Here is an 18,635-nt window from a genome sequence, read left to right as displayed (position 1 = left end):
TGTGGGAGAGTAGGACGCCGCCGGATTTTTTTTCATAAAAGCCCCGATGCCCCAATACTGGACATCGGGGCTTTTTTGTGACATTATCGGGTGAACGGAACCTTACGAGACTCATTTTCGGCAGATTCGCCGGATTCCTCTTATTTCATGAAATACAAAACCGGATATATACAGTGCGCTTAAAAAGCCTGAAAACCGGTATAACCGTCAATGTGGCCTTTGTGGTGCTTCTTGCCGTGGGCCTTACGGATTTTGTGTTTCTCCAGATTGCCGAGCAGAAAATGGTTCACCATCATGTGGCTTCGGCGCGTGCGTGGATCAAACAACTGGCCGGAACCGGGGTGATAGAAAACATTCGGGCAACTGCCGGCTGGAACATAGCTGGTCCGGAATCCGGGGGGATTTCAGCAATGCTTGTAAGCGCCGGGAATTCTGAAACTCAAATTTTTGGCACCTTTTCGGAGCCGCTTTCAGAAACCATTCGTGCCACCCACAAACAGGCGGTTTCCAGGCAAAAGCCGCAGATTGTTTTTTGCGGCAGAATCTGGGGGGTTCTCGGTCCCAAAAGCCAATATGCACTGATCTCCCGGCCTGTGCCGGAGACAGGCCGGGTCGTTACCGGCGTTGTGCCGCTTTTTTCGGTTTATGGCGCCATGCGTGCAACCCAGAAAATGGCATTCGGCTATCTGCTTTTCAATATTGTTCTGCTGGTATCCTTTGGCGCCTGGCGGATTTCGCGCATGGTAACCCGGCCCATTGATCGGTTGATCCGAAATACAGACGCCTACCAGGCCTCTGAACCCCTGGAATGGTTTTCCGAGAAGCAGAAAGACGAGTTCGGTCGGTTGTCGGGTGCACTCAACCAGATGCTTTCACGTATCGAAGCCGACCGCAGGCGGCTCAAGCAGTCTTTGGCCTCCCTGGAGCAGGCCAACCAGCAATTAAAAGATGCCAAAAATGATATTGTTCGCGCGGAAAAACTGGCTTCCATTGGCCGTCTTTCCGCGGGCCTGGCCCATGAAATCGGCAATCCCATCGGTATTGTGCTCGGATATCTGGGGTTGCTCAAGTCCCGCTGTGTTGCACCGGAGGATCAAACCGGCATGGATTATATTCATCGGGCCGAATCGGAAATACAGCGTGTTCATACCATTATCGGGCAACTTCTGGATTTTTCCAGAAAATGCGGGAATAAACCGGATTTACTTGATTTTCACGATCTGATCCGTGAGGTCGGGGAGATGCTTGCCTGTCAGCCCCTGTTTTCAAACATTGATTTTCAGTACCGTCTGAATGCGCAAAACTGCCGGATATATGCGGATGCCGACCAGGTGCACCAGGTGCTGGTCAATCTCATGATCAATGCGGCTGATTCCATCCGGCAGTCAGGCAATGCCCGGGCCGGGGAGATCTGCCTGAGTACCCGCTGCATTTTTGATGCCCGGCTTCGAAGGGCCCATGATCCGCCTGCCGGGTTTATTGCATTAAAGATCCGGGACAACGGCGCAGGCATTGATCCGCAGCATATTGAGCAGGTCTTTGATCCATTTTTTACCACCAAGGCGCCTGGCAAGGGCACCGGGCTCGGTTTGTCGGTGAGTTATATGATCATCCAGCAGACGGGCGGCGACATAACTGTGGCAAGCCCCAAACCCGGGGCAACTGAAATGGTGCTGCGGCTTCCGCTGGCTGCGGGCGCAGGTCAAAAAAGCCAAAGCCGTGGGGAAAATAAAGACAAAGGTGAAAATGGATGGCAGCAATGAACTCTGTCCATGGAAATGATAATCACACAAAAATCCTTGTCGTGGATGACGAAGCCAACATGCGCCACATGTTAAGCGCATTGCTCGGTGATGCCGGATACTGCGTGGATACGTCCGCAGACGGGCGGGCTGCACTTGAGCTTCTGGAAACCGGCACATATGATTACATTTTCTGTGATATCCGGATGCCGAGCATGGACGGTATGGCCTTTCTGGAGGCGGCCGGCTCCCGACTTGCTGAAACCAGCGTGATCATGATGTCAGCCTATGGCACCATTGATACGGCTGTCGAAGCCATGAAAAAAGGGGCTTATGATTATATCTCAAAGCCGTTTAAGCCCGATGAAATTCTGCTGGCCCTTAAAAAAGCTGAGGAGCGGGAAAGCCTGAAAAGGGAAAATCGCGCACTGAAATTTCGCCTTGAACGCATTGCGCAGCCCCGGCAGTTTGGAGAGATGATTGCCGAAAGCCGGAGCATGCAGGCCGTGTTTGAGCTTGGCAAGCGGGTGGCCCAGTATGACATCACGGTGTTGATCACCGGCCAAAGCGGAACCGGCAAGGAACTGATGGCAAGAGGGATTCATACAGCCGGCAAGCGGGGCGGCCAACCCTTTATTCCGGTCAATTGTGCCGGAATTCCGGAAAACCTGCTTGAAAGCGAGTTGTTTGGACATAAAAAGGGCGCTTTTACAGGAGCTGACCGGGATTACAAGGGCTTGTTCGAGGCGGCTTCCGGGGGAACTTTGTTTCTTGATGAAATCGGGGATCTTCCCATGTCCCTGCAGGTGAAACTGCTTCGGGTGCTGCAGGACAGCCAGATCCGCCCCGTGGGCACTACCCGTTCAAAAACCGTTGATACCCGGATTGTTGCCGCCACTTCCAAGGATCTGGCAGCACAGGCAGAGCAGGGCAATTTTCGGGAGGATCTGTTTTACCGTCTCAATGTAATGCCCATCCACTTGCCGCCCTTGGTGGAACGCAGCGAAGACATCGCATCGCTGGTGCAGTTTTTCATTGAGCGCTACCAGGCCAGGTTTGAAAAAAAAATCACCGGTATCTCAGCCAGGGCCATGTCATTGCTGATGCAGCATTCCTGGCCCGGCAATGTCCGCGAGCTTGAAAATGTGATCGAGCGTGCCGTTGTCCTGGCCGAAGAACCGGAACTCGACGAGGATCTGTTTGCCGGGCTTGGCCGGCCGGAAAACAAAAACAGCGGCCTGGATGCCATTGCAGCCGGATTTTCCCTGAAATCCGGTCGGCAGGCGTTGGAGCAGGTACTGATTCAAAAAGCCCTTGCTGAAACAGGCGGAAACCGAACACGAGCCGCGCGATTGCTGGAAATCAGTCATCCGTCTCTGCTTAGTAAAATGAAGACTTATGGGATCGGTTAATGCGGGCCTGAGATTTATGCGGCAAATAACAAGCCAGGGCCCTGATGGGATCATCAGGGCCCTGGCCGGAAAAAGCGAGGCTGACGAGAAAATGGACGGCTGGCTGAACTGCGGGGCTATCGTCCCTTATTAATTCTCTCCCGAAGCTTTCCCGAGCACTTAAAGGTCACGACCTTCCGGGGATTGAGCAAAAGATCCTTGCCGGTTGCCGGATTGCGGCCCCGGCGTCTTTCCTTTTGCTTGATGCAGAATTTTCCGAAGCCTGATACCAGTACATCTTCATCATTTTCCAGGCTCCGTTTAATGATTTCAAGCAAAGATTCCACAATATCCACGGACTTTTTCTTGGTAAAGCCCAGGTCATTGACCCGCTCGACAATTTTATTTTTGGTCAGTGCCATTATGCCTCCTGGTCTGGCGTTGGATTGGGGTGACAAACGGTTGTTTCAGCGGCTGCCGGATCGGTTGTCTCGGGTTGTGCATCGGATTCGGCAAGGCAATAATGTTGTTTTACCTCTTTTAAAATACGGTTGATCCGGCCGGAAATGGCTTGAATCTCCTCTTTTAATTCCAGGTCATCTGATTTTGCATCATCTGGTTTTAAATTCGGGCAGTCCATAACCAGCCTGTTTTTCTGTATGATTCCGCATGCTGCGGGTTACTTGGACAATTGGCTGTTGATAAATGATTCTCAAATGAATTTCAAGCATGAAATGATCATGTTTTTATTCTAAATAAACCGATATGAATAATATGTCAAGCGGTTATAGCGATTTTTGCTTTACTGTCGTCGGTTTTTATCCATTTTACGGGCTCATGCGGGGAAGGCCAAATGCCCTGAGCCGGGTAAAACTCTGTGGTTGGAATTGATTTTTTTCCAACAAGTTTTTATATTACAAGATTCGGTTTGCCCGGCAGCTGCTTGTGATGTTAGTTATCCAAAGTCAGTTCACGGCAAATAAAAAAGGTTTCAGCAGAAAACAACTGAAACCCTGTCTGATGTGGAGCCGACGAGCGGAGTCGAACCGCTGGCCTGCGCATTACGAGTGCGCTGCTCTACCTGCTGAGCTACGTCGGCAAAACAAATTTTTTATTACCACGGACTTATAAATTCAGTCAAGCATGAACCTGAATTGAGCTTTTCAAATTTATAAAGTTTTGGTTTCAATATAATTTTAAAAAATTTCGTTCAATTTAGGATCAACCTTTATTTGTAAATGGAAAAAATGCCAAAAACAACCATCAGTGCCCTGCGGGCGCAGCAAACCAGCATTATTGAAGATATCGGCCAGCGTCTGGCATCCGGAACCAGGACCCTTATCTGCACCGGCGCCTCCGGGGGGCAGGGGGCATATCTGGTTTCGCGTTTGGCAAGGCATACCATGCGGCCTGTGTTTGTGGTGACGGCCAGCATGGGGGAGGCGGAAAATTTTGCCCAGGATCTGAATTTTTTTGCAGGGCCCGACAGCCCTGAGCCCTGTGTTTTTTCGCCGTATAATATCCTGCCTTTTAAACGGGTGTCCTATCACAATGAAATTGCCGCCCGCAGAATTCGCATCCTGTATCAACTGGCCACGGGACACAGGGATGCGGGGCTTGTTGTGGCACCGGTGGAAACCCTTCTCCAGCAGATTATTCCCCGGCAGGAACTGGCCGATTACGCGGATCTGCTCATGGTCAACGAGGAAATCGACCGAGACGGCCTGGTGGAAAAGCTCACTTCGGGGGGGTATAACCATGCCGCCATGGTGGAGGAGCCTGGCGACTACAGTGTCCGCGGCGATATCGTGGATGTTTTCTCGCCCATGTATGAAAATCCCCTTCGCGTTGAGTTGTTCGGCGATACGGTGGAGTCCATCCGTCTGTTTTCCGCATCGAGTCAGCGAAAGCTTCAATCCCTGTCCGAGGCTGTCATCCTGCCGGCCAGGGAAGCGGTGCTGCACAAGCATCAGCTTCATCATATCATTGAACGCACCCGCAGCCAGCGCCAGGCCGCCGGTTTGCCCAAATCTGCGGAAACCGAATTTGTCGAGCGGATCCGGGAGGAAGGCATTTTTGCCGGGGTGGAGAGCCTGCTGCCCCTGATTTACGGGGAACTGGACACGGTGTTTGATTATATGCCCACCAATGCCCTGGTGATTGCCGCAGACACCGGCGCTATTGAAAAAGCAGCGGTTGACAAGCAGGATCTGGCCGTTCGCAATTATGATTCCGCATGCCAGGATCAGCGGATGTGCGTGTCACCGGAGCAGATTTATCAGGACTGGGATGAGGCAAAGGCATGCCTGGAAAAGCACCAGCAGATTTTGTTCCGGGAAATTGATATTTACTCTCCGGCCAAAGCCCGCACCCCGGATGCCGATCGCATTGACCTGTCCGTGGACGATCTTTCCGATTTGGAGGCCTCTCTTGGCGGGCACCGCCGGGATGAGCAGATCCTAAAGCCCCTGGCCGGCTGGATTAATCAGCACTGCAACTCCGGCTATACCACTGTGATGGTCTGCCGCAGCAAATCCCAGGCACGCCGCCTGCTCGATTTGATCGAGGCCTATGAGATCCAGCCGCAGATCATATCGGATTTTTCCGAAATGCCGGCTTTTTCCTCTAAGCCGGGCATCTGCATCGGCCGGCTTTCCTCGGGATTTGTCTGGCATGATCAGCAACTTGCCCTGGTCACGGACCGGCAGATTTTTGGCACCCGGGTCCGGCCCCGAAGCCGAAAAGACGCCCGGCAGACTGTGCAGTCGGCATTTTTGGATTTTGCCGATCTCAACGCCGGGGATCTGGTGGTGCACATGGATCACGGTATCGGCCGGTATCAGGGCCTGGAGAAAATCACCCTGGAGGGGGTGACCAATGATTTTCTGGTGCTGGAATACCGGGGGGGCGACAAGCTGTTTGTACCGGTTGACCGCATGGATATTGTTCAGAAATACATGGGCGTTGACGATGTTGCGCCTGTTGTGGACAAACTCGGGGGCACATCCTGGGCCAGGGTGAAAAGCAAGGCCAAAAAATCCGTGGAAAAAATTGCCGGGGACCTGCTGGATCTTTACGCCAGGCGAAAGGTCCAGCAGGGATATGCCTTTGGGGTGGCGGATTCTTATTATAAGGACTTTGAAGCGGGCTTTCCCTATGAGGAAACCGAGGATCAGTTAAAGGCCATCTCGGATGTGATCAGTGATATGGAATCCGATGTTCCCATGGACCGGCTGATTTGTGGAGACGTGGGCTACGGCAAGACCGAGGTGGCCCTGCGGGCGGCATTCAAGGCGGTCAATGACGGAAAGCAGGTGGCCGTGCTGGTGCCTACAACTTTGTTGGCGGAACAGCATTTCAGGACCTTTTCCGAGCGCTTTGAGCGCTATCCGGTTTCAGTGGAAAGCTTAAACCGGTTCCGTACCCGAAAACAGCAGACACAGATCATCGAGGGACTTAAACAGGGGCGGGTCGATGTTGTTATCGGCACCCACCGGCTTTTGCAAAAAGACATGGCTTTCAAGGACCTGGGCCTGATTATCATTGACGAAGAGCAGCGTTTTGGGGTGCGCCACAAGGAAAAGCTCAAAAAGATGCGTACTTCCGTTGACGTGCTGTCCATGACCGCAACCCCCATTCCGCGTACGCTGCACATGTCCATGCTCGGGGTCCGGGATATCAGCGTGATTACCACTCCGCCGGAGCTGCGCCATCCCATCATTTCTTATATCAGCGAATTTGACGCCGCGGTCATTGCTGAAGCCATCCGCAGTGAACTCGCCAGGGGCGGGCAGATATTTTTCGTGCACAACAACATCAGCACCATTGACAACATGGCCCGGCGGCTTTCGGAAATGGTGCCCGAGGTCCGTATGGGCGTTGCCCACGGGCGGCTTGGCGAAGATGCGCTTGAACGGGTCATGTATGGGTTTATCAACAAAGACATTGATATGCTGGTTTCCACCACCATCGTGGAATCGGGCTTGGACATTCCCAACGCCAATACGATGATCATCAACCGGGCCGACCGAATGGGCCTGGCCCAGCTCTACCAGTTGCGGGGCCGGGTAGGGCGGGCCGACACCCAGGCTTATGCCTACATGATCGTGCCCAGGGAGGCAGCTTTGTCCCGGGATGCCCAAAAGCGGCTTAAGGTGGTCATGGAGCACAGTGATCTGGGAGCCGGGTTCCAGATCGCACTAAACGATCTAAAGATCCGGGGCGGAGGCGCGGCCCTGGGGGTTTCCCAGTCCGGTCACATTGCCGCGGTGGGCTATGACATGTTTTTAAAGCTCATGGAAGAGGCCGTGGGCCGGCTCAAGGGCGAGGCGGTCACCGAGCCCCTGGAGCCGGAAATCAATATTCCGGTATCTGTGTTTATCCCGGAATCCTATATTGCTGATATCGATCAGCGGCTGGCCGCTTACCGACGCCTGGCCCGGATGACTGATTTAAAAGATGTGGCTGATTTCCGGGAGGAGCTAACGGACCGCTATGGCAAACCGCCTGCAGAGGCGCTTCACCTGTTGCTTAAAATCATGCTGCGGATCCTGGCTGTCCGGGCCGGTGTCAGGCGCCTGGATCTGACCTGGGAAACCATGTCATTGAGCTTTTCCGGGATGCATCAGAAAAATCCGCACGGGCTGATGGATCTCATCCAGTCCGATCCAGGGCGCTACCGATTCACCCCGGACCATGTCCTGTGCGTGCCCATGGGCAAAACCCGGATCAACAGCCTGATGAATCAGGCCAAAAAAATCTTGATGGAAATTGCAACATATGTTAATAATTAAAAATTTTCTTGTATCAAAAGGGGGTTGTTGCGGATGAAATGTTTTTGGGCGCTTTTTGCGGTTGCGGCTGTTTTGCTGACGTTTGTGCCTTTTGCGGGCGCCCGGTCCGAGGTGGTGGACCGCATTGTCGCCGTGGTCAACGATGATATCATCCGGCTCAGGGAAGTTGAACGCCAGCTGGAGCCGGTCCGGCAGCAGCTGGCTTCCAGAAATCTGTCTGAAGAGCAGATGCGCGAGCAGCTCTATGAGGCGCGGATGCAGTTAATTGATGAACTGATCAATGAGACCCTGGCGGATCAGCAGATCGAGCAGGCTGGAATCCAGGTGGGAAAAGCCGAGGTAGATGCCGCTATTGAGCAGGTAAAGCAGCGAAATTATTATACCGATGAGCAGCTGCGACAGGCATTGGAAATGCAGGGAATGAGCATGGAGCAGTATCGCGGCGAACTCCGTCGCCAGATTCTTCGAAGCCGCCTGGTCAATCGTAAGGTCAAATCCAGCATTGTCATCACCGACGAGGACATTGATCGCTATTATAAAGAAAACCCGGAAAAATACGGCGGCAAGCCCCGATACAAAATTCGCAATATCCTGTTGGCCGGTACGGACAAGGACAGCGATGATCCTGAAATTCGCCGGCGCATCAAGAAAATTCGGGAGCAACTCGATGAAGGCGTTTCTTTCGGAACACTGGCGGAAAAATATTCTCAAGGGCCCAATGCTGATGAGGGCGGGGAGCTTGGTGAATTTGCAGTCCATGATCTGGCCCGGGATCTTCGGCCGGTGATCGGTGATTTAAACGAGGGAGAGGTTTCCGACGGGGTGGAAACCCGACAGGGAATTCAGATTTTTTATGTGGAAAAAATTATTGAAGCCCCGTCTGAACCCCTGGCGTCGGTTGCCGCTGAAATTGAAGAAAAGCTTTACAACGAGCAGGTAAATAAAAAATACAGGGCCTGGCTGGAGTCGTTGCGGGAAAATGCCCATATCCGTATCTTTCGGTAATCCAGGGGGCCCGTATTTGTCAACCTGAGGATCCCTGTGGATAAAATACTTTGGCAACCCGTGCATACATGGAAAACAGGTCGGGGACCGAAGCTGTATCCTTTGGCCGATACTTAAAAACCATCCGGGAAAAACAGGGCATTGCCCCGGAAGTCGTGGCTGACGCCATTTGCGTGTCTGTCCGCCAGCTTCGTTACATCGAGGCTGAGGATCATCAACGTCTGCCCGGAGAAGTTTATACAAAGGGTATGTTGCGGGTTTACGCCCGGGAAATCGGCGTGGACGCCGAAGACATTATAGAGCGCTACAAGCTTCACCGCCAGGCCTATGAGGAGGCCCTCCGCAGGGAAAGCGAGGTCCTGGCAGCCGGGAACAAGGCCTTTTCCCGGAGCATGATCGCCCTGGCCGTACTGGGGGTGATTATGGTGCTGTCTTTGTATGCTTTTTCGCGGATGGAATCCGGGATGGGGTTATCTCCGGCCCGGCAGCAGAAGAGCCTGCCGGCACCTGGGGAACAAAACCCACGGCAGCCGTCAGGGCTGGCAGACGACAAAGCCGGCATGACAGAAAACAGCGCCGGTCTTGAAAAAAATCGTTCAGGGCTCCAGCGGCTGGATATTGATGCGGTTGACGAAGTCACATTAAATGTTCGCATTGATGATCAACCTTATACCAAATACCGGCTGGATCCCAATGATCACGTGGAACTGGCCGCCAGGAGCGGTTTTCAGCTGCTGATCAGCAACGCCGCAGGCGTCCGGCTGCGTTTTAACGGCCGGATTGTGAATTTCAACTCCGAACCAGGCCGATCCGTTAACATCCGTCTGCCGCAATCCAACGGAAAAAGATAATGGCCAGTGAGCGAAACTACATATTGATTGAAACCGTCAAGCGGTTGCTGCGCCGGGGAGCCCATGCGCGGTTAAAAAAGATCATCAGCCGGATCCATGCAGCAGACCTGTCCATGGTATTCTCTTCTTTGTCCGCCTCCCATCAGCGGCAGCTGTTTTCTCTGATCGAGGATCGCCAGCAGCAGGGAAAGATTTTAAGCGAGCTTGACGAAGATATTGTATTGTCGGTGATCGAGGGTGTCAGTGTTTCCGATATTATTGAAATCCTCGATCAGATGCCCTCAGATGACGCGGCCGCATTTATTAAGCTGCTGCCCAGGGAGCAGGCTGATGATGTCCTGGCCCATATCCGCAAAAAGGGCGATGAAGACGTTGAAAACCTGCTGATGTATCCCGATGATACCGCCGGCGGGATCATGATTCCGGATTTCATCGCCCTGCCCGAGGACATGACCGCCGGCGAGGTGGTCTCCACCCTCCAGAGCAAGGAATACAAAGACATTGAGATGCCCTTTTACATCTATGTCATCGATGAGGATCAGCATCTCTCAGGAGTGTGTTCCCTGCGCCAGCTGGTGCTTGTCCGGCCTGACACCCCTTTGAAAAACTTCATGTCCACGGATGTGATTTCCGTAACCACGGACATGGACCAGGAGGAAGTGGCCAAGATCGTTGCCCGGTACAATTTTCTGGCTGTGCCGGTGGTCGACGAGGAGCACCGCATGGTGGGCCTGGTGACCGTGGATGACGTCATTGATATTTTTCGGGAGGAGGCCACGGAGGATATCTTAAAAATGGCTGGTGTGGGCGAGGAATTTGTTGAAACCAAGTCCGTGTTCCGCAGCACCCGCATCCGGCTGCCCTGGCTGTTTGCCAGCTGCGTGGGCGGAGTGATTGCCATTTTCGTGATCGGGCATTTCGAGGCCAGCCTCCAGCAGATCTCCTATCTGGCCGCATTTATCCCGGTGATCATGGGAATGGGCGGAAACGTCGGCATTCAGTCCTCCACCATCGTGGTGCGGGGCCTTGCCACCGGTCGGATTCATATCCAGGACTTGTGGCGGGTGGTGTCCAAGGAACTGGCCGTGGGCCTGATTCTGGGGGTGGTTTACGGATGTCTGCTGGCGGGCCTTGCTCAGTTCCAATACAGTGTGGCCGGCTTTAGCCTGGCGGTGTCCATGGGGGTTTTGTCTTCTATGACGGTTGCCGCACTGATCGGCTCGCTTCTGCCCATGCTTTTTGCCAGAATCAACGTGGATCCGGCCGTGGCCACGGGCCCCTTTGTGACCTCTGCCATTGATATTGTCAGCGTGTTTTTTTATTTTCAGCTGGCCACGTTTCTGCTCGGAATATGAAACATGTCCGGATTTTCCACTCCGGCGATTCTGCTGCGGCGCATTGATCACGGCGACCACGACCTGATCATCACGTTTTTTTCCCGGGAAAAAGGCCGGATTCCGGTTATTGCCAAAAACGCCAAAAAGAGCAGAAAGCGCTTTTCCGGGCTTCTGGAGCCCTTTACCGTGCTGGAACTGGTTTGTCGCAGCCCCAGGCGCGGAGGCATGCCGGTTTTGCAGGAAGCGGCCATGCAGACCCCGTTTGCCGAAATCCGCGACGATGTGGTCAAAACCCTGTATGCAAGCTACTGGGCGGAGTTGCTGTGCGGATGGCTGGAAGAATACCGGCCCCAGGCAAAAATTTACCGCTTGCTGTATTACGCCTTGCGGGGCCTGGACAGAAACCTGGCAGCTCCGGCGGAAATGAGCATTATTTTTCAGGTACGATTTCTGACCTTAGCCGGCCTGGCCCCCCGAATGGACGGGTGCGTCGCCTGCCAAACCCCTTTGGACCGGATGGGGTCTTTGGCATTTTTTTTTGATCTTGAAAAGGGCGGCATTGTATGCAATGGATGTGCGGCAGACAGTGGCCGGAGCCGGATTCGGATCTCTCCGGGAACGGTCAAGCAGTTGGCATGGATCCAGGAAAACGAAATCCGAACGGTCCAGCGCCTGCGGCTGACCGGGTCTGCGGTCAAAGAAGGGCTTTTGGCAATGGAGGCTTTTGTGCCCTATCATCTTGGGCGGGTTCCGCGCAGTTTACGGGTGCTGCAGCAGATGCGCAGGCAGTGACGCATACCAGTCAAAACAGCACAGATACATGACAACAAATTTATCCGGAAATTGCAAATCAGCCCTGGTGACGGTATCGGCGCCATGCCGCGTGGACCTGGGGGGCACCCTGGATATCAGCAGCCTGTATTATCCATTGGCACACTTGCAACCGTGCACCTTCAACATTGCGCTGGACCTGCGCACAAGGGTGCAGGTTAGCGCTGCCGAGCCCGGCCGCATCCGGGTGAGCTCAAGGGGCTTTGAAACAGCGGAATTTTCCATGGACCAGGCGCCTTTCTCTCATCCACTGGGGCTTGTTTTTGCCATTGCCGCATTGTTTCGCATGGACGGGATTCATATTGATATTGACTCGGCCTCTCCGCCCAGAAGTGCCCTTGGCGGCTCTTCTGTTGCGGCTGTGGCGCTGGTGGCGGCATTGTCCCAACTTCAGGCTGGCACGAAAAGGCCTGCTCCGGACCGCTCAGCCGCGGTCCTGCTGGCCCACGGCATCGAGCAGGGACTGGCCGGGGTGCCCTGCGGCATGCAGGATCAACTGGCTGCCGCATACGGCGGGGTCAATGCCTGGTACTGGACCCTTGACAAGGGACGGCCGGGGTGGCGGCAGCAGGTATTGATACCGCCTGAAAACGCCGGGGAAATCAATGCCAATCTTTTGGTGGCCTACTGCGGGGTGCCCCATGAATCCAAAGATATCAACGGCACCTGGATTCGTCGGTTTCTTGACGGACACGACCGGCCGCAGTGGCAGCAGATCGTAGCGGCCACCAGCGAGTTTGTAGAAGCCTTTGCCCATGGGGATATGGCGGCTGCAGCCGGATGGATGAACCGCGAGACCGAACTGCGGCGCAGGATCACTCCTCATGTGGTCGATGAGGTGGGCGCAGCGCTAATTGAGGCTGCGAAAGAACAAAACTGCGGGGCCCGGTTTGCCGGCGCCGGCGGCGGGGGATGTCTGTGGGCGCTGGGTCCGGCAGGTGCCATTGCCTCGCTTCGGCCCCAATGGGAGGCAATCGTGTCCGGCCGCCCGGACGGGGACATACTTGGTGCTTGTGTGGCTGCAGAAGGCCTCCGGGTGGAATCTTGAAGTTTTTACGGCGCCATCAATATTGACGCTTGAAACAAATCACAGGCAAGCGGGAAATCAAAGATGAATTTTCAAGATGTGATACTGACATTGCAGCGCTTCTGGGCCCGCAAGGGCTGCGTGCTGGTCCAGCCCTATGACATGGAGGTGGGCGCGGGCACCTTTCATCCGGCCACCCTTCTTCGCGCCCTGGGACCGGAGCCCTGGAACGTAGCCTATGCCCAGCCGTCGCGCCGGCCAACTGACGGACGCTACGGGGACAATCCTTATCGGCTCCAGCATTATTACCAGTTCCAGGTCCTTCTCAAGCCCTCGCCGGCCAATGTTCAGGACATGTTTCTACAGAGCTTAAAAGCCCTGGGCATCGATGCCATGGACCATGACATCCGGTTTGTGGAGGATGACTGGGAATCGCCCACCCTGGGGGCCTCTGGCCTGGGCTGGGAGGTGTGGCTTGACGGCATGGAAATCACCCAGTTCACCTATTTCCAGATGGCCGGCAGCATCGAAGTGCACCCGGTTTCAGTGGAGATCACTTACGGAGTGGAGCGCATCTGCATGTTTCTGCAGGGTGTGGATAATGTTTATGACCTGCGGTGGAACGATTCCCTGACCTATGGCGATATTGACCATCAGCAGGAGGTCGAGCAGTCCATCTATAATTTTGAGATTGCGGATGTGGAGATGCTGCAGAAATGCTTTGCCCGGTTTGAGGCCGAATCCAGGCGCACCGCCGCCCAGGATCTGGTTTTGCCGGCTTATGAATACTGCCTGAAATGCTCCCACACATTTAATTTGCTCGAAGCCCGGGGGGCCATCAGTGTTACGGAACGAACCGGCTATATCGCCCGAATCCGCAACCTGGCCCGCAAGTGCGCCGAGGTTTATTTAAAACAGCGCGAAGCCCTTGGATATCCCATGCTCAAAGTCAGCAAGTGAAACATACAGGTGTGAAAATGAAACCTTTGCTCATTGAAATCGGAACCGAAGAAATTCCGGCCGGCTATATCGTACCTGCCCTAAACGCCTTTTGCCGGCGGCTTGTGGACCGGTTAACGGATCTGCGGATTGAATGCGGCCAGGCCCGGATTTACGGCACCCCGAGGCGGCTTGCGGTTTACGTCTGCGATGTTGCCGATCGCCAGCAGACAGTGGTGTCAGAATTGACCGGCCCGCCCGAGCGCGTGGCTTTTGATGAAAACGGCAAACCCACGGTGGCTGCTGAAAAGTTTGCTGAAAAGAACGGTGTGTCTGTTGACAAACTGGAGATCAGGGAAACCGGAAAAGGCCGCTACCTCTGCACGCGCAAAACCGAGCGCGGACGGCCCACCCCGGCGGTGCTAAAAGAGATACTGCCCGAAATCATCATGGCTATACCGTTTCCCAAGACCATGCGCTGGGCGGATCTGCGCGTGGCCTTTGCCCGGCCCGTGCACAGCCTGGTGGTTCTCTATGGTGAACGCGCCGTGTCGGTGTCCTTTGCCGGTGTGAAAAGCGGTCGGCACACTTTTGGCCACCGGTTTTTAAAACCCGGTAAGATCCGCCTTCAATCCCCTGAACAGTACGTCGATGCCCTGGCCGGGGCCTGGGTGATGGCGGATATGGATCAGCGGCGCGCAGAAATGCAAACGCGCATGGCCCGGGCGGTAAAGCCCGCAGGCGGCCGGATCGTTGAAGATATGGAACTGGTTGAGGAAAACACCCATTTGGTGGAATATCCGGAAGTGGTGCTGGGCCATTTTGATGAAAAATTTCTGGAACTTCCCAGACAGGTGCTGGTAACCGCCATGCGGGAGCACCAGCGCTATTTTGCCGTGGTCAATGAAAATGATGAAATCATGCCGCATTTTATTGCGGTCAACAACAACGTGGCCCGGGATATGCAGGTGCTGGCCGCAGGCCATGAACGGGTGCTCCGGGCCCGTCTGGAAGATGCCCGGTTCTTTTTCCACGCAGATTTAAAAGCTTCTCCGGAAAACATGGTGGAGCGGTTAAAATCCGTGATATTCCAGGCTGAGCTGGGTTCTGTCTATGACAAGACCACGCGCATCCGCAAACTTGCCAATCTTCTTGGCAGCCGCCTGGGCCTGGATGCAAAGGGCCTGGCCCACGTGGACCGGGCGGCATTTTTGTGCAAGGCGGATCTGGTCAGCCACGTGGTCAATGAGTTTCCAAAACTCCAGGGGGTTATGGGGCGCATCTACGCCAGGCGGGCAGGGGAGGCAGAGCCGGTGGCAGAAGCCATTGAGCAGCATTACCGGCCCACATATTCCGGCGGCGTGCTGCCCTCTGCCATGACGGGTGCGGTGCTTTCCATCGCAGACAAGATGGACACCATTTGCGGCTGCTTTTACCTGGGGCTGGTGCCCACAGGTGCCTCGGATCCCTATGCCCTGCGCCGCCAGGCCATCGGTATTATCCAGACCGCCATGGACCAGGATCTGGATTTCAGCCTGTCTGAAGCCGTTGGCCACGCCCTGGAAATGCTCGGGGTCGCCGGGGGACAACTGGAAACCAAAACAGCGGACGTCTGCCGTTTCATGGAAAACCGTATGGCCTTTCTGCTCGAAGACGCTCATATTGCCCGGGATCTGGCAGCAGCCGTGGTATCGGTGTCCGCAGACCGGGTCACGGATGTGTGGCAGCGGGCAGCAGCCCTGCAGCGTCTAAAATCCGAACCGGATTTCCAATCCCTGGCCGTTGCATTTAAACGGGTGGTCAACATCATCCGCAAGGCCGATTCTGCGGATACAGCCAGCTCGGAGATCCGGGAGCAGATGTTTGCCGACCCGGCTGAAACCGCCCTGCATGAGGATTTGCTGGAAGCGGAAAAAACCGTGTCCCGGCTTTTGGCCCAAAAGGACATGGACGCCGCCTTTGGTCAGATCGCAGGATTAAAGCCCCGGGTGGATGCGTTTTTTGATACGGTTCTGGTCATGGACGAAAATCCGGAAGTGCGCAAAAACCGCCTGGCCCTGCTGCAGCGGATTTCAGATTTGTTTGCCCGGCTGGCGGATTTCTCAAAAATTTCCACCTGAATTGTGATGGCACCGTAAAAAGTTCAATATCTGCGTTACGCGCAATTTCTCAGAATTTCACGTACGGATAAGTACGCTGCATTCTTCGAAATTGCGCAAGCCTTGATCTTGAACTTTTTACGGCGCCATCTAAAAACTTACTTTTTACGAAACAATCAATTGTGAGCGTTTCACTTAAACAAAAAAACCGCAGGTGTGCTTGATTCACCGGCAGCGGCAATACGTGTAAGGAGGCATTTGCATGGCAGGATATGATCCGGAAAAGGACAAAGTGCTCAAGAAATGGCAAAACGAAGAAACCGGGCTTATTGTTTCCATCAACCAGTACGGCGAAGGCGAGCCCAAGGTGCAAATCGGTCCGCGCATACTGAAAAAAAAGGACGGCACCGACCGGGCCCCGGCCAAGGCCGGCCGCCTGAGCATGGAGGATCTCATGTGGCTCTACGACATCATTGACGAGCTCAAAGACGAACTCACCGAACACGTCAACCCCCTGGACTGATACGACGCCGAAACGAGGCATTTGATGGGCCCCACACCTGATGATACCGTACGCAAGCGCGCACGGCAGCTGCGCGAACAGCTCCGGCATCACAATTACCGGTATTTTGTGCTCGATGATCCCGAGATTTCAGATGCCCGCTACGATCGGCTCATGCAGGAACTCCTGGAGATCGAATCCAACTGGCCGGAGTTGGCCGCCCCGGATTCTCCCACTGTTCGGGTGGGCTCCGCACCCCTGGAAAAATTTGAGACCATTGCCCATTCCGTTGCCATGCTCAGTCTGGACAAGGGCTTTTCCGCAGATGATATCCCGGCCTTTGATCAGCGTGTCCGCAGGGCCCTGAAAACCGATGCACCGGTGCGCTACACAGTGGAGCCCAAGGTGGACGGAGTGGCTGTGGAACTGGTCTACCGCAGCGGGGTTCTGCAAACCGCTTCCACCCGCGGTGACGGCTATACCGGCGAGCTCATCACCCCCAATGTGCGCACAATCGCGCAGGTTCCCCTGCGCCTGGAGGAAAAAAACGGGGTTTCCGCGCCTTCCCTGCTGGAAGTCCGCGGGGAGGTCTACATGGAAACCGCTGATTTCAAAGCCCTTAACCAGTGGCGCCTGGAAAATGATCTTTCCCTGTTTGCCAATCCGCGAAATGCCTCTGCCGGATCTTTGCGGCAGCTGGATTCAAAGGTGACCGCTAAGCGGCCCCTGAAGATTTTTGTCTACGGCATCGGCCGGGTGCAGGGCCCGGAATTGACCGGCCACTGCCAGGCCCTGGAGTTTCTTGAAAAACTGGGTTTTTCTGTCAATCCACTGGTGCGATGCGGCCTTGACGCAGACCAGGCTGTTGGGTTTTTTCACGAGCTTGACGCCATGCGCGCGGATTTGTCCTATGAGATCGATGGTTTGGTTGTCAAAGTGGATTCCTATGCACTCCAGCAGCAGCTGGGCACCACCTCCCGGAGCCCGAGGTGGGCTGTGGCCATCAAATTTGCCGCCCTGCAGGAACAGACCCGGGTAGTTGATATCATCGTCCAGGTGGGCCGCACCGGGGCCCTGACACCGGTGGCCGTGCTTGACCCGGTAAGCATCGGCGGGGTGACCGTGAGCCGGGCCACCCTTCACAACGAAGACGAGGTGGCCAAAAAGGACGTGCGCATCGGCGATCGCGTCCTGGTGCAGCGCGCAGGTGATGTCATTCCGGAAATCGTCAAGGTGATTGATTCGTGGCGTACAGGGGAGGAAAAATCATTTGAAATGCCGGAGTCCTGTCCGGTATGCGGGGCAAGGGCCGTCCGGCTCGAAGACGAGGCGGCCACCCGGTGTATCAACCGCAACTGCCCGGCCCAGCTCAAGGGCAATATCCGGCATTTTGCCGCCAAGGGCGCCTTTGATATCGACGGGCTGGGCAAAAAGCTCATTGACCAGCTTGTGGACCGACAGTTGATTGCATCCATTGCCGATATTTTCCGTCTGGATGTCAAGACCCTGGAGGCCCTTGATCGTATGGGACCCAAGTCCGCCCAAAATCTGGTGGATGCCATCGCCCAAAGCCGGCAGATTGTTTTTTCGCGTTTTGTCTATGCCCTGGGTATCCGGCACGTGGGCGAACACGGGGCCAGGCTGCTGGCGGCCCGGTATGAAACAATCGAAGAGCTCGCCTTTGCGGACTCCCGGGAGCTTGAGGCCATTGATGGGCTCGGGCCGGTGGCGGCTGCCAGCATCACCGAGTTTTTCAGCCGTGCGGAAAATCTTGAGATCATCCGGACGCTTCAGGACCTGGGCGTGGAGATTGTGTCTGAAAAGCAGGATGCCGGCAAAACCGCAGACCGTCCTCTGGAAGGCAAAACCGTTGTGCTCACCGGCACCTTGTCATCCATGACCCGCAATCAGGCCAGGGAAAGAATCGAATCGGCCGGCGGCCGGGTATCGGGTTCGGTGAGCAGCAAAACCGATTTTGTGGTGGCCGGCGAGGCTTCCGGCTCCAAGCTGGAAAAAGCCCGGCAGCTGGGTGTCACCGTTGTTGACGAGTCGGGATTCCAGGCATTGATCCGGGACGGCGGATAAATTGACGGATCAATTTCGGCAGGGTATGGCACC

Annotated in this window: 14 protein-coding genes and 1 tRNA gene; 12 read left to right on the top strand and 3 right to left on the bottom strand. The window is 55.0% G+C overall.

Annotated elements, in window-relative coordinates:
- Positions 1-173 precede the first annotated feature (173 nt).
- Positions 174-1,763, top strand: coding sequence for a sensor histidine kinase (locus HNR65_RS18215; protein WP_181551325.1), 1,590 nt, complete (start codon positions 174-176; stop codon positions 1,761-1,763).
- Positions 1,751-3,154 carry a sigma-54-dependent transcriptional regulator gene (locus tag HNR65_RS09930; protein WP_232364729.1) on the top strand — a complete coding sequence of 468 codons (1,404 nt, stop codon included), beginning with the start codon at positions 1,751-1,753 and terminating at the stop codon, positions 3,152-3,154. The genes HNR65_RS18215 and HNR65_RS09930 overlap by 13 nt, the downstream gene beginning before the upstream one ends.
- A gap of 116 nt (positions 3,155-3,270) precedes the next feature.
- On the opposite strand, the gene HNR65_RS09925 is transcribed toward HNR65_RS09930, so the two are convergent.
- The 3 genes from HNR65_RS09925 to HNR65_RS09915 all read right to left on the bottom strand — a co-directional run bounded on the left by HNR65_RS09925 (position 3,271) and on the right by HNR65_RS09915 (position 4,232).
- Positions 3,271-3,555, bottom strand: a complete 285-nt coding sequence (locus HNR65_RS09925; RefSeq protein WP_181551324.1) for an integration host factor subunit alpha — start codon at positions 3,553-3,555, stop codon at positions 3,271-3,273.
- Positions 3,555-3,773 carry a hypothetical protein gene (locus tag HNR65_RS09920; RefSeq protein WP_181551323.1) on the bottom strand — a complete coding sequence of 73 codons (219 nt, stop codon included), beginning with the start codon at positions 3,771-3,773 and terminating at the stop codon, positions 3,555-3,557. The genes HNR65_RS09925 and HNR65_RS09920 overlap by 1 nt, the downstream gene beginning before the upstream one ends.
- Positions 3,774-4,156: 383 nt before the next feature.
- Positions 4,157-4,232, bottom strand: a tRNA-Thr gene (locus tag HNR65_RS09915).
- A 148-nt stretch (positions 4,233-4,380) separates the two neighbouring features.
- On the opposite strand from HNR65_RS09915, the gene mfd reads away from it, so the two are divergent.
- The 10 genes from mfd to ligA all read left to right on the top strand — a co-directional run bounded on the left by mfd (position 4,381) and on the right by ligA (position 18,602).
- Positions 4,381-7,926: a transcription-repair coupling factor gene (gene mfd / locus HNR65_RS09910; protein ID WP_181551322.1), complete on the top strand. Its 3,546-nt coding sequence runs from the start codon at positions 4,381-4,383 to the stop codon at positions 7,924-7,926.
- A gap of 33 nt (positions 7,927-7,959) precedes the next feature.
- The gene (locus HNR65_RS09905) at positions 7,960-8,931 is read left to right on the top strand and encodes a SurA N-terminal domain-containing protein (protein WP_181551321.1); all 972 of its coding nucleotides are present in this window, start codon (positions 7,960-7,962) and stop codon (positions 8,929-8,931) included.
- Positions 8,932-8,981: 50 nt separating this feature from the next.
- On the top strand, positions 8,982-9,782 hold the full coding sequence (locus HNR65_RS09900; protein WP_181551320.1) for a helix-turn-helix domain-containing protein: 801 nt from the start codon (positions 8,982-8,984) through the stop codon (positions 9,780-9,782).
- On the top strand, positions 9,782-11,137 hold the full coding sequence (mgtE, locus tag HNR65_RS09895; protein ID WP_181551319.1) for a magnesium transporter: 1,356 nt from the start codon (positions 9,782-9,784) through the stop codon (positions 11,135-11,137). Before HNR65_RS09900 ends, mgtE begins: the two co-directional genes overlap by 1 nt.
- A gap of 3 nt (positions 11,138-11,140) precedes the next feature.
- Positions 11,141-11,911 (top strand): DNA repair protein RecO, encoded by a 771-nt coding sequence (gene recO, locus HNR65_RS09890; RefSeq protein WP_181551318.1) that lies wholly within the window; start codon positions 11,141-11,143, stop codon positions 11,909-11,911.
- A gap of 28 nt (positions 11,912-11,939) precedes the next feature.
- Positions 11,940-12,998 (top strand): GHMP family kinase ATP-binding protein, encoded by a 1,059-nt coding sequence (locus HNR65_RS09885; RefSeq protein WP_181551317.1) that lies wholly within the window; start codon positions 11,940-11,942, stop codon positions 12,996-12,998.
- 63 nt (positions 12,999-13,061) lie between these two features.
- Complete coding sequence (glyQ, locus tag HNR65_RS09880) at positions 13,062-13,937, top strand: glycine--tRNA ligase subunit alpha (RefSeq protein WP_181551316.1); 876 nt, start codon at positions 13,062-13,064, stop codon at positions 13,935-13,937.
- A 17-nt stretch (positions 13,938-13,954) separates the two neighbouring features.
- On the top strand, positions 13,955-16,036 hold the full coding sequence (glyS, locus tag HNR65_RS09875; RefSeq protein ID WP_181551315.1) for a glycine--tRNA ligase subunit beta: 2,082 nt from the start codon (positions 13,955-13,957) through the stop codon (positions 16,034-16,036).
- 241 nt (positions 16,037-16,277) lie between these two features.
- Complete coding sequence (locus tag HNR65_RS09870) at positions 16,278-16,538, top strand: hypothetical protein (protein ID WP_181551314.1); 261 nt, start codon at positions 16,278-16,280, stop codon at positions 16,536-16,538.
- A gap of 24 nt (positions 16,539-16,562) precedes the next feature.
- The gene (ligA, locus tag HNR65_RS09865) at positions 16,563-18,602 is read left to right on the top strand and encodes an NAD-dependent DNA ligase LigA (RefSeq protein WP_181551313.1); all 2,040 of its coding nucleotides are present in this window, start codon (positions 16,563-16,565) and stop codon (positions 18,600-18,602) included.
- Positions 18,603-18,635 lie beyond the last annotated feature (33 nt).

Origin of the sequence: Desulfosalsimonas propionicica, assembly GCF_013761005.1 — a bacterium.
GTDB lineage: Bacteria > Desulfobacterota > Desulfobacteria > Desulfobacterales > Desulfosalsimonadaceae > Desulfosalsimonas > Desulfosalsimonas propionicica.
This window is presented reverse-complemented; position numbering and strand designations above follow the sequence as displayed.

Bases quoted from the DNA above. Each gene is read 5' to 3' on its own strand.
- HNR65_RS09930 (WP_232364729.1), top strand. From the start codon at position 1,751: ATGGCAGCAATGAACTCTGTCCATGGAAATGATAATCACACAAAAATC.
- HNR65_RS09925 (WP_181551324.1), bottom strand. From the start codon at position 3,555: ATGGCACTGACCAAAAATAAAATTGTCGAGCGGGTCAATGACCTGGGC.
- HNR65_RS09920 (WP_181551323.1), bottom strand. From the start codon at position 3,773: ATGGACTGCCCGAATTTAAAACCAGATGATGCAAAATCAGATGACCTG.
- mfd (WP_181551322.1), top strand. From the start codon at position 4,381: ATGCCAAAAACAACCATCAGTGCCCTGCGGGCGCAGCAAACCAGCATT.
- HNR65_RS09905 (WP_181551321.1), top strand. From the start codon at position 7,960: ATGAAATGTTTTTGGGCGCTTTTTGCGGTTGCGGCTGTTTTGCTGACG.
- mgtE (WP_181551319.1), top strand. From the start codon at position 9,782: ATGGCCAGTGAGCGAAACTACATATTGATTGAAACCGTCAAGCGGTTG.
- recO (WP_181551318.1), top strand. From the start codon at position 11,141: ATGTCCGGATTTTCCACTCCGGCGATTCTGCTGCGGCGCATTGATCAC.
- HNR65_RS09885 (WP_181551317.1), top strand. From the start codon at position 11,940: ATGACAACAAATTTATCCGGAAATTGCAAATCAGCCCTGGTGACGGTA.
- glyQ (WP_181551316.1), top strand. From the start codon at position 13,062: ATGAATTTTCAAGATGTGATACTGACATTGCAGCGCTTCTGGGCCCGC.
- glyS (WP_181551315.1), top strand. From the start codon at position 13,955: ATGAAACCTTTGCTCATTGAAATCGGAACCGAAGAAATTCCGGCCGGC.
- HNR65_RS09870 (WP_181551314.1), top strand. From the start codon at position 16,278: ATGGCAGGATATGATCCGGAAAAGGACAAAGTGCTCAAGAAATGGCAA.
- ligA (WP_181551313.1), top strand. From the start codon at position 16,563: ATGGGCCCCACACCTGATGATACCGTACGCAAGCGCGCACGGCAGCTG.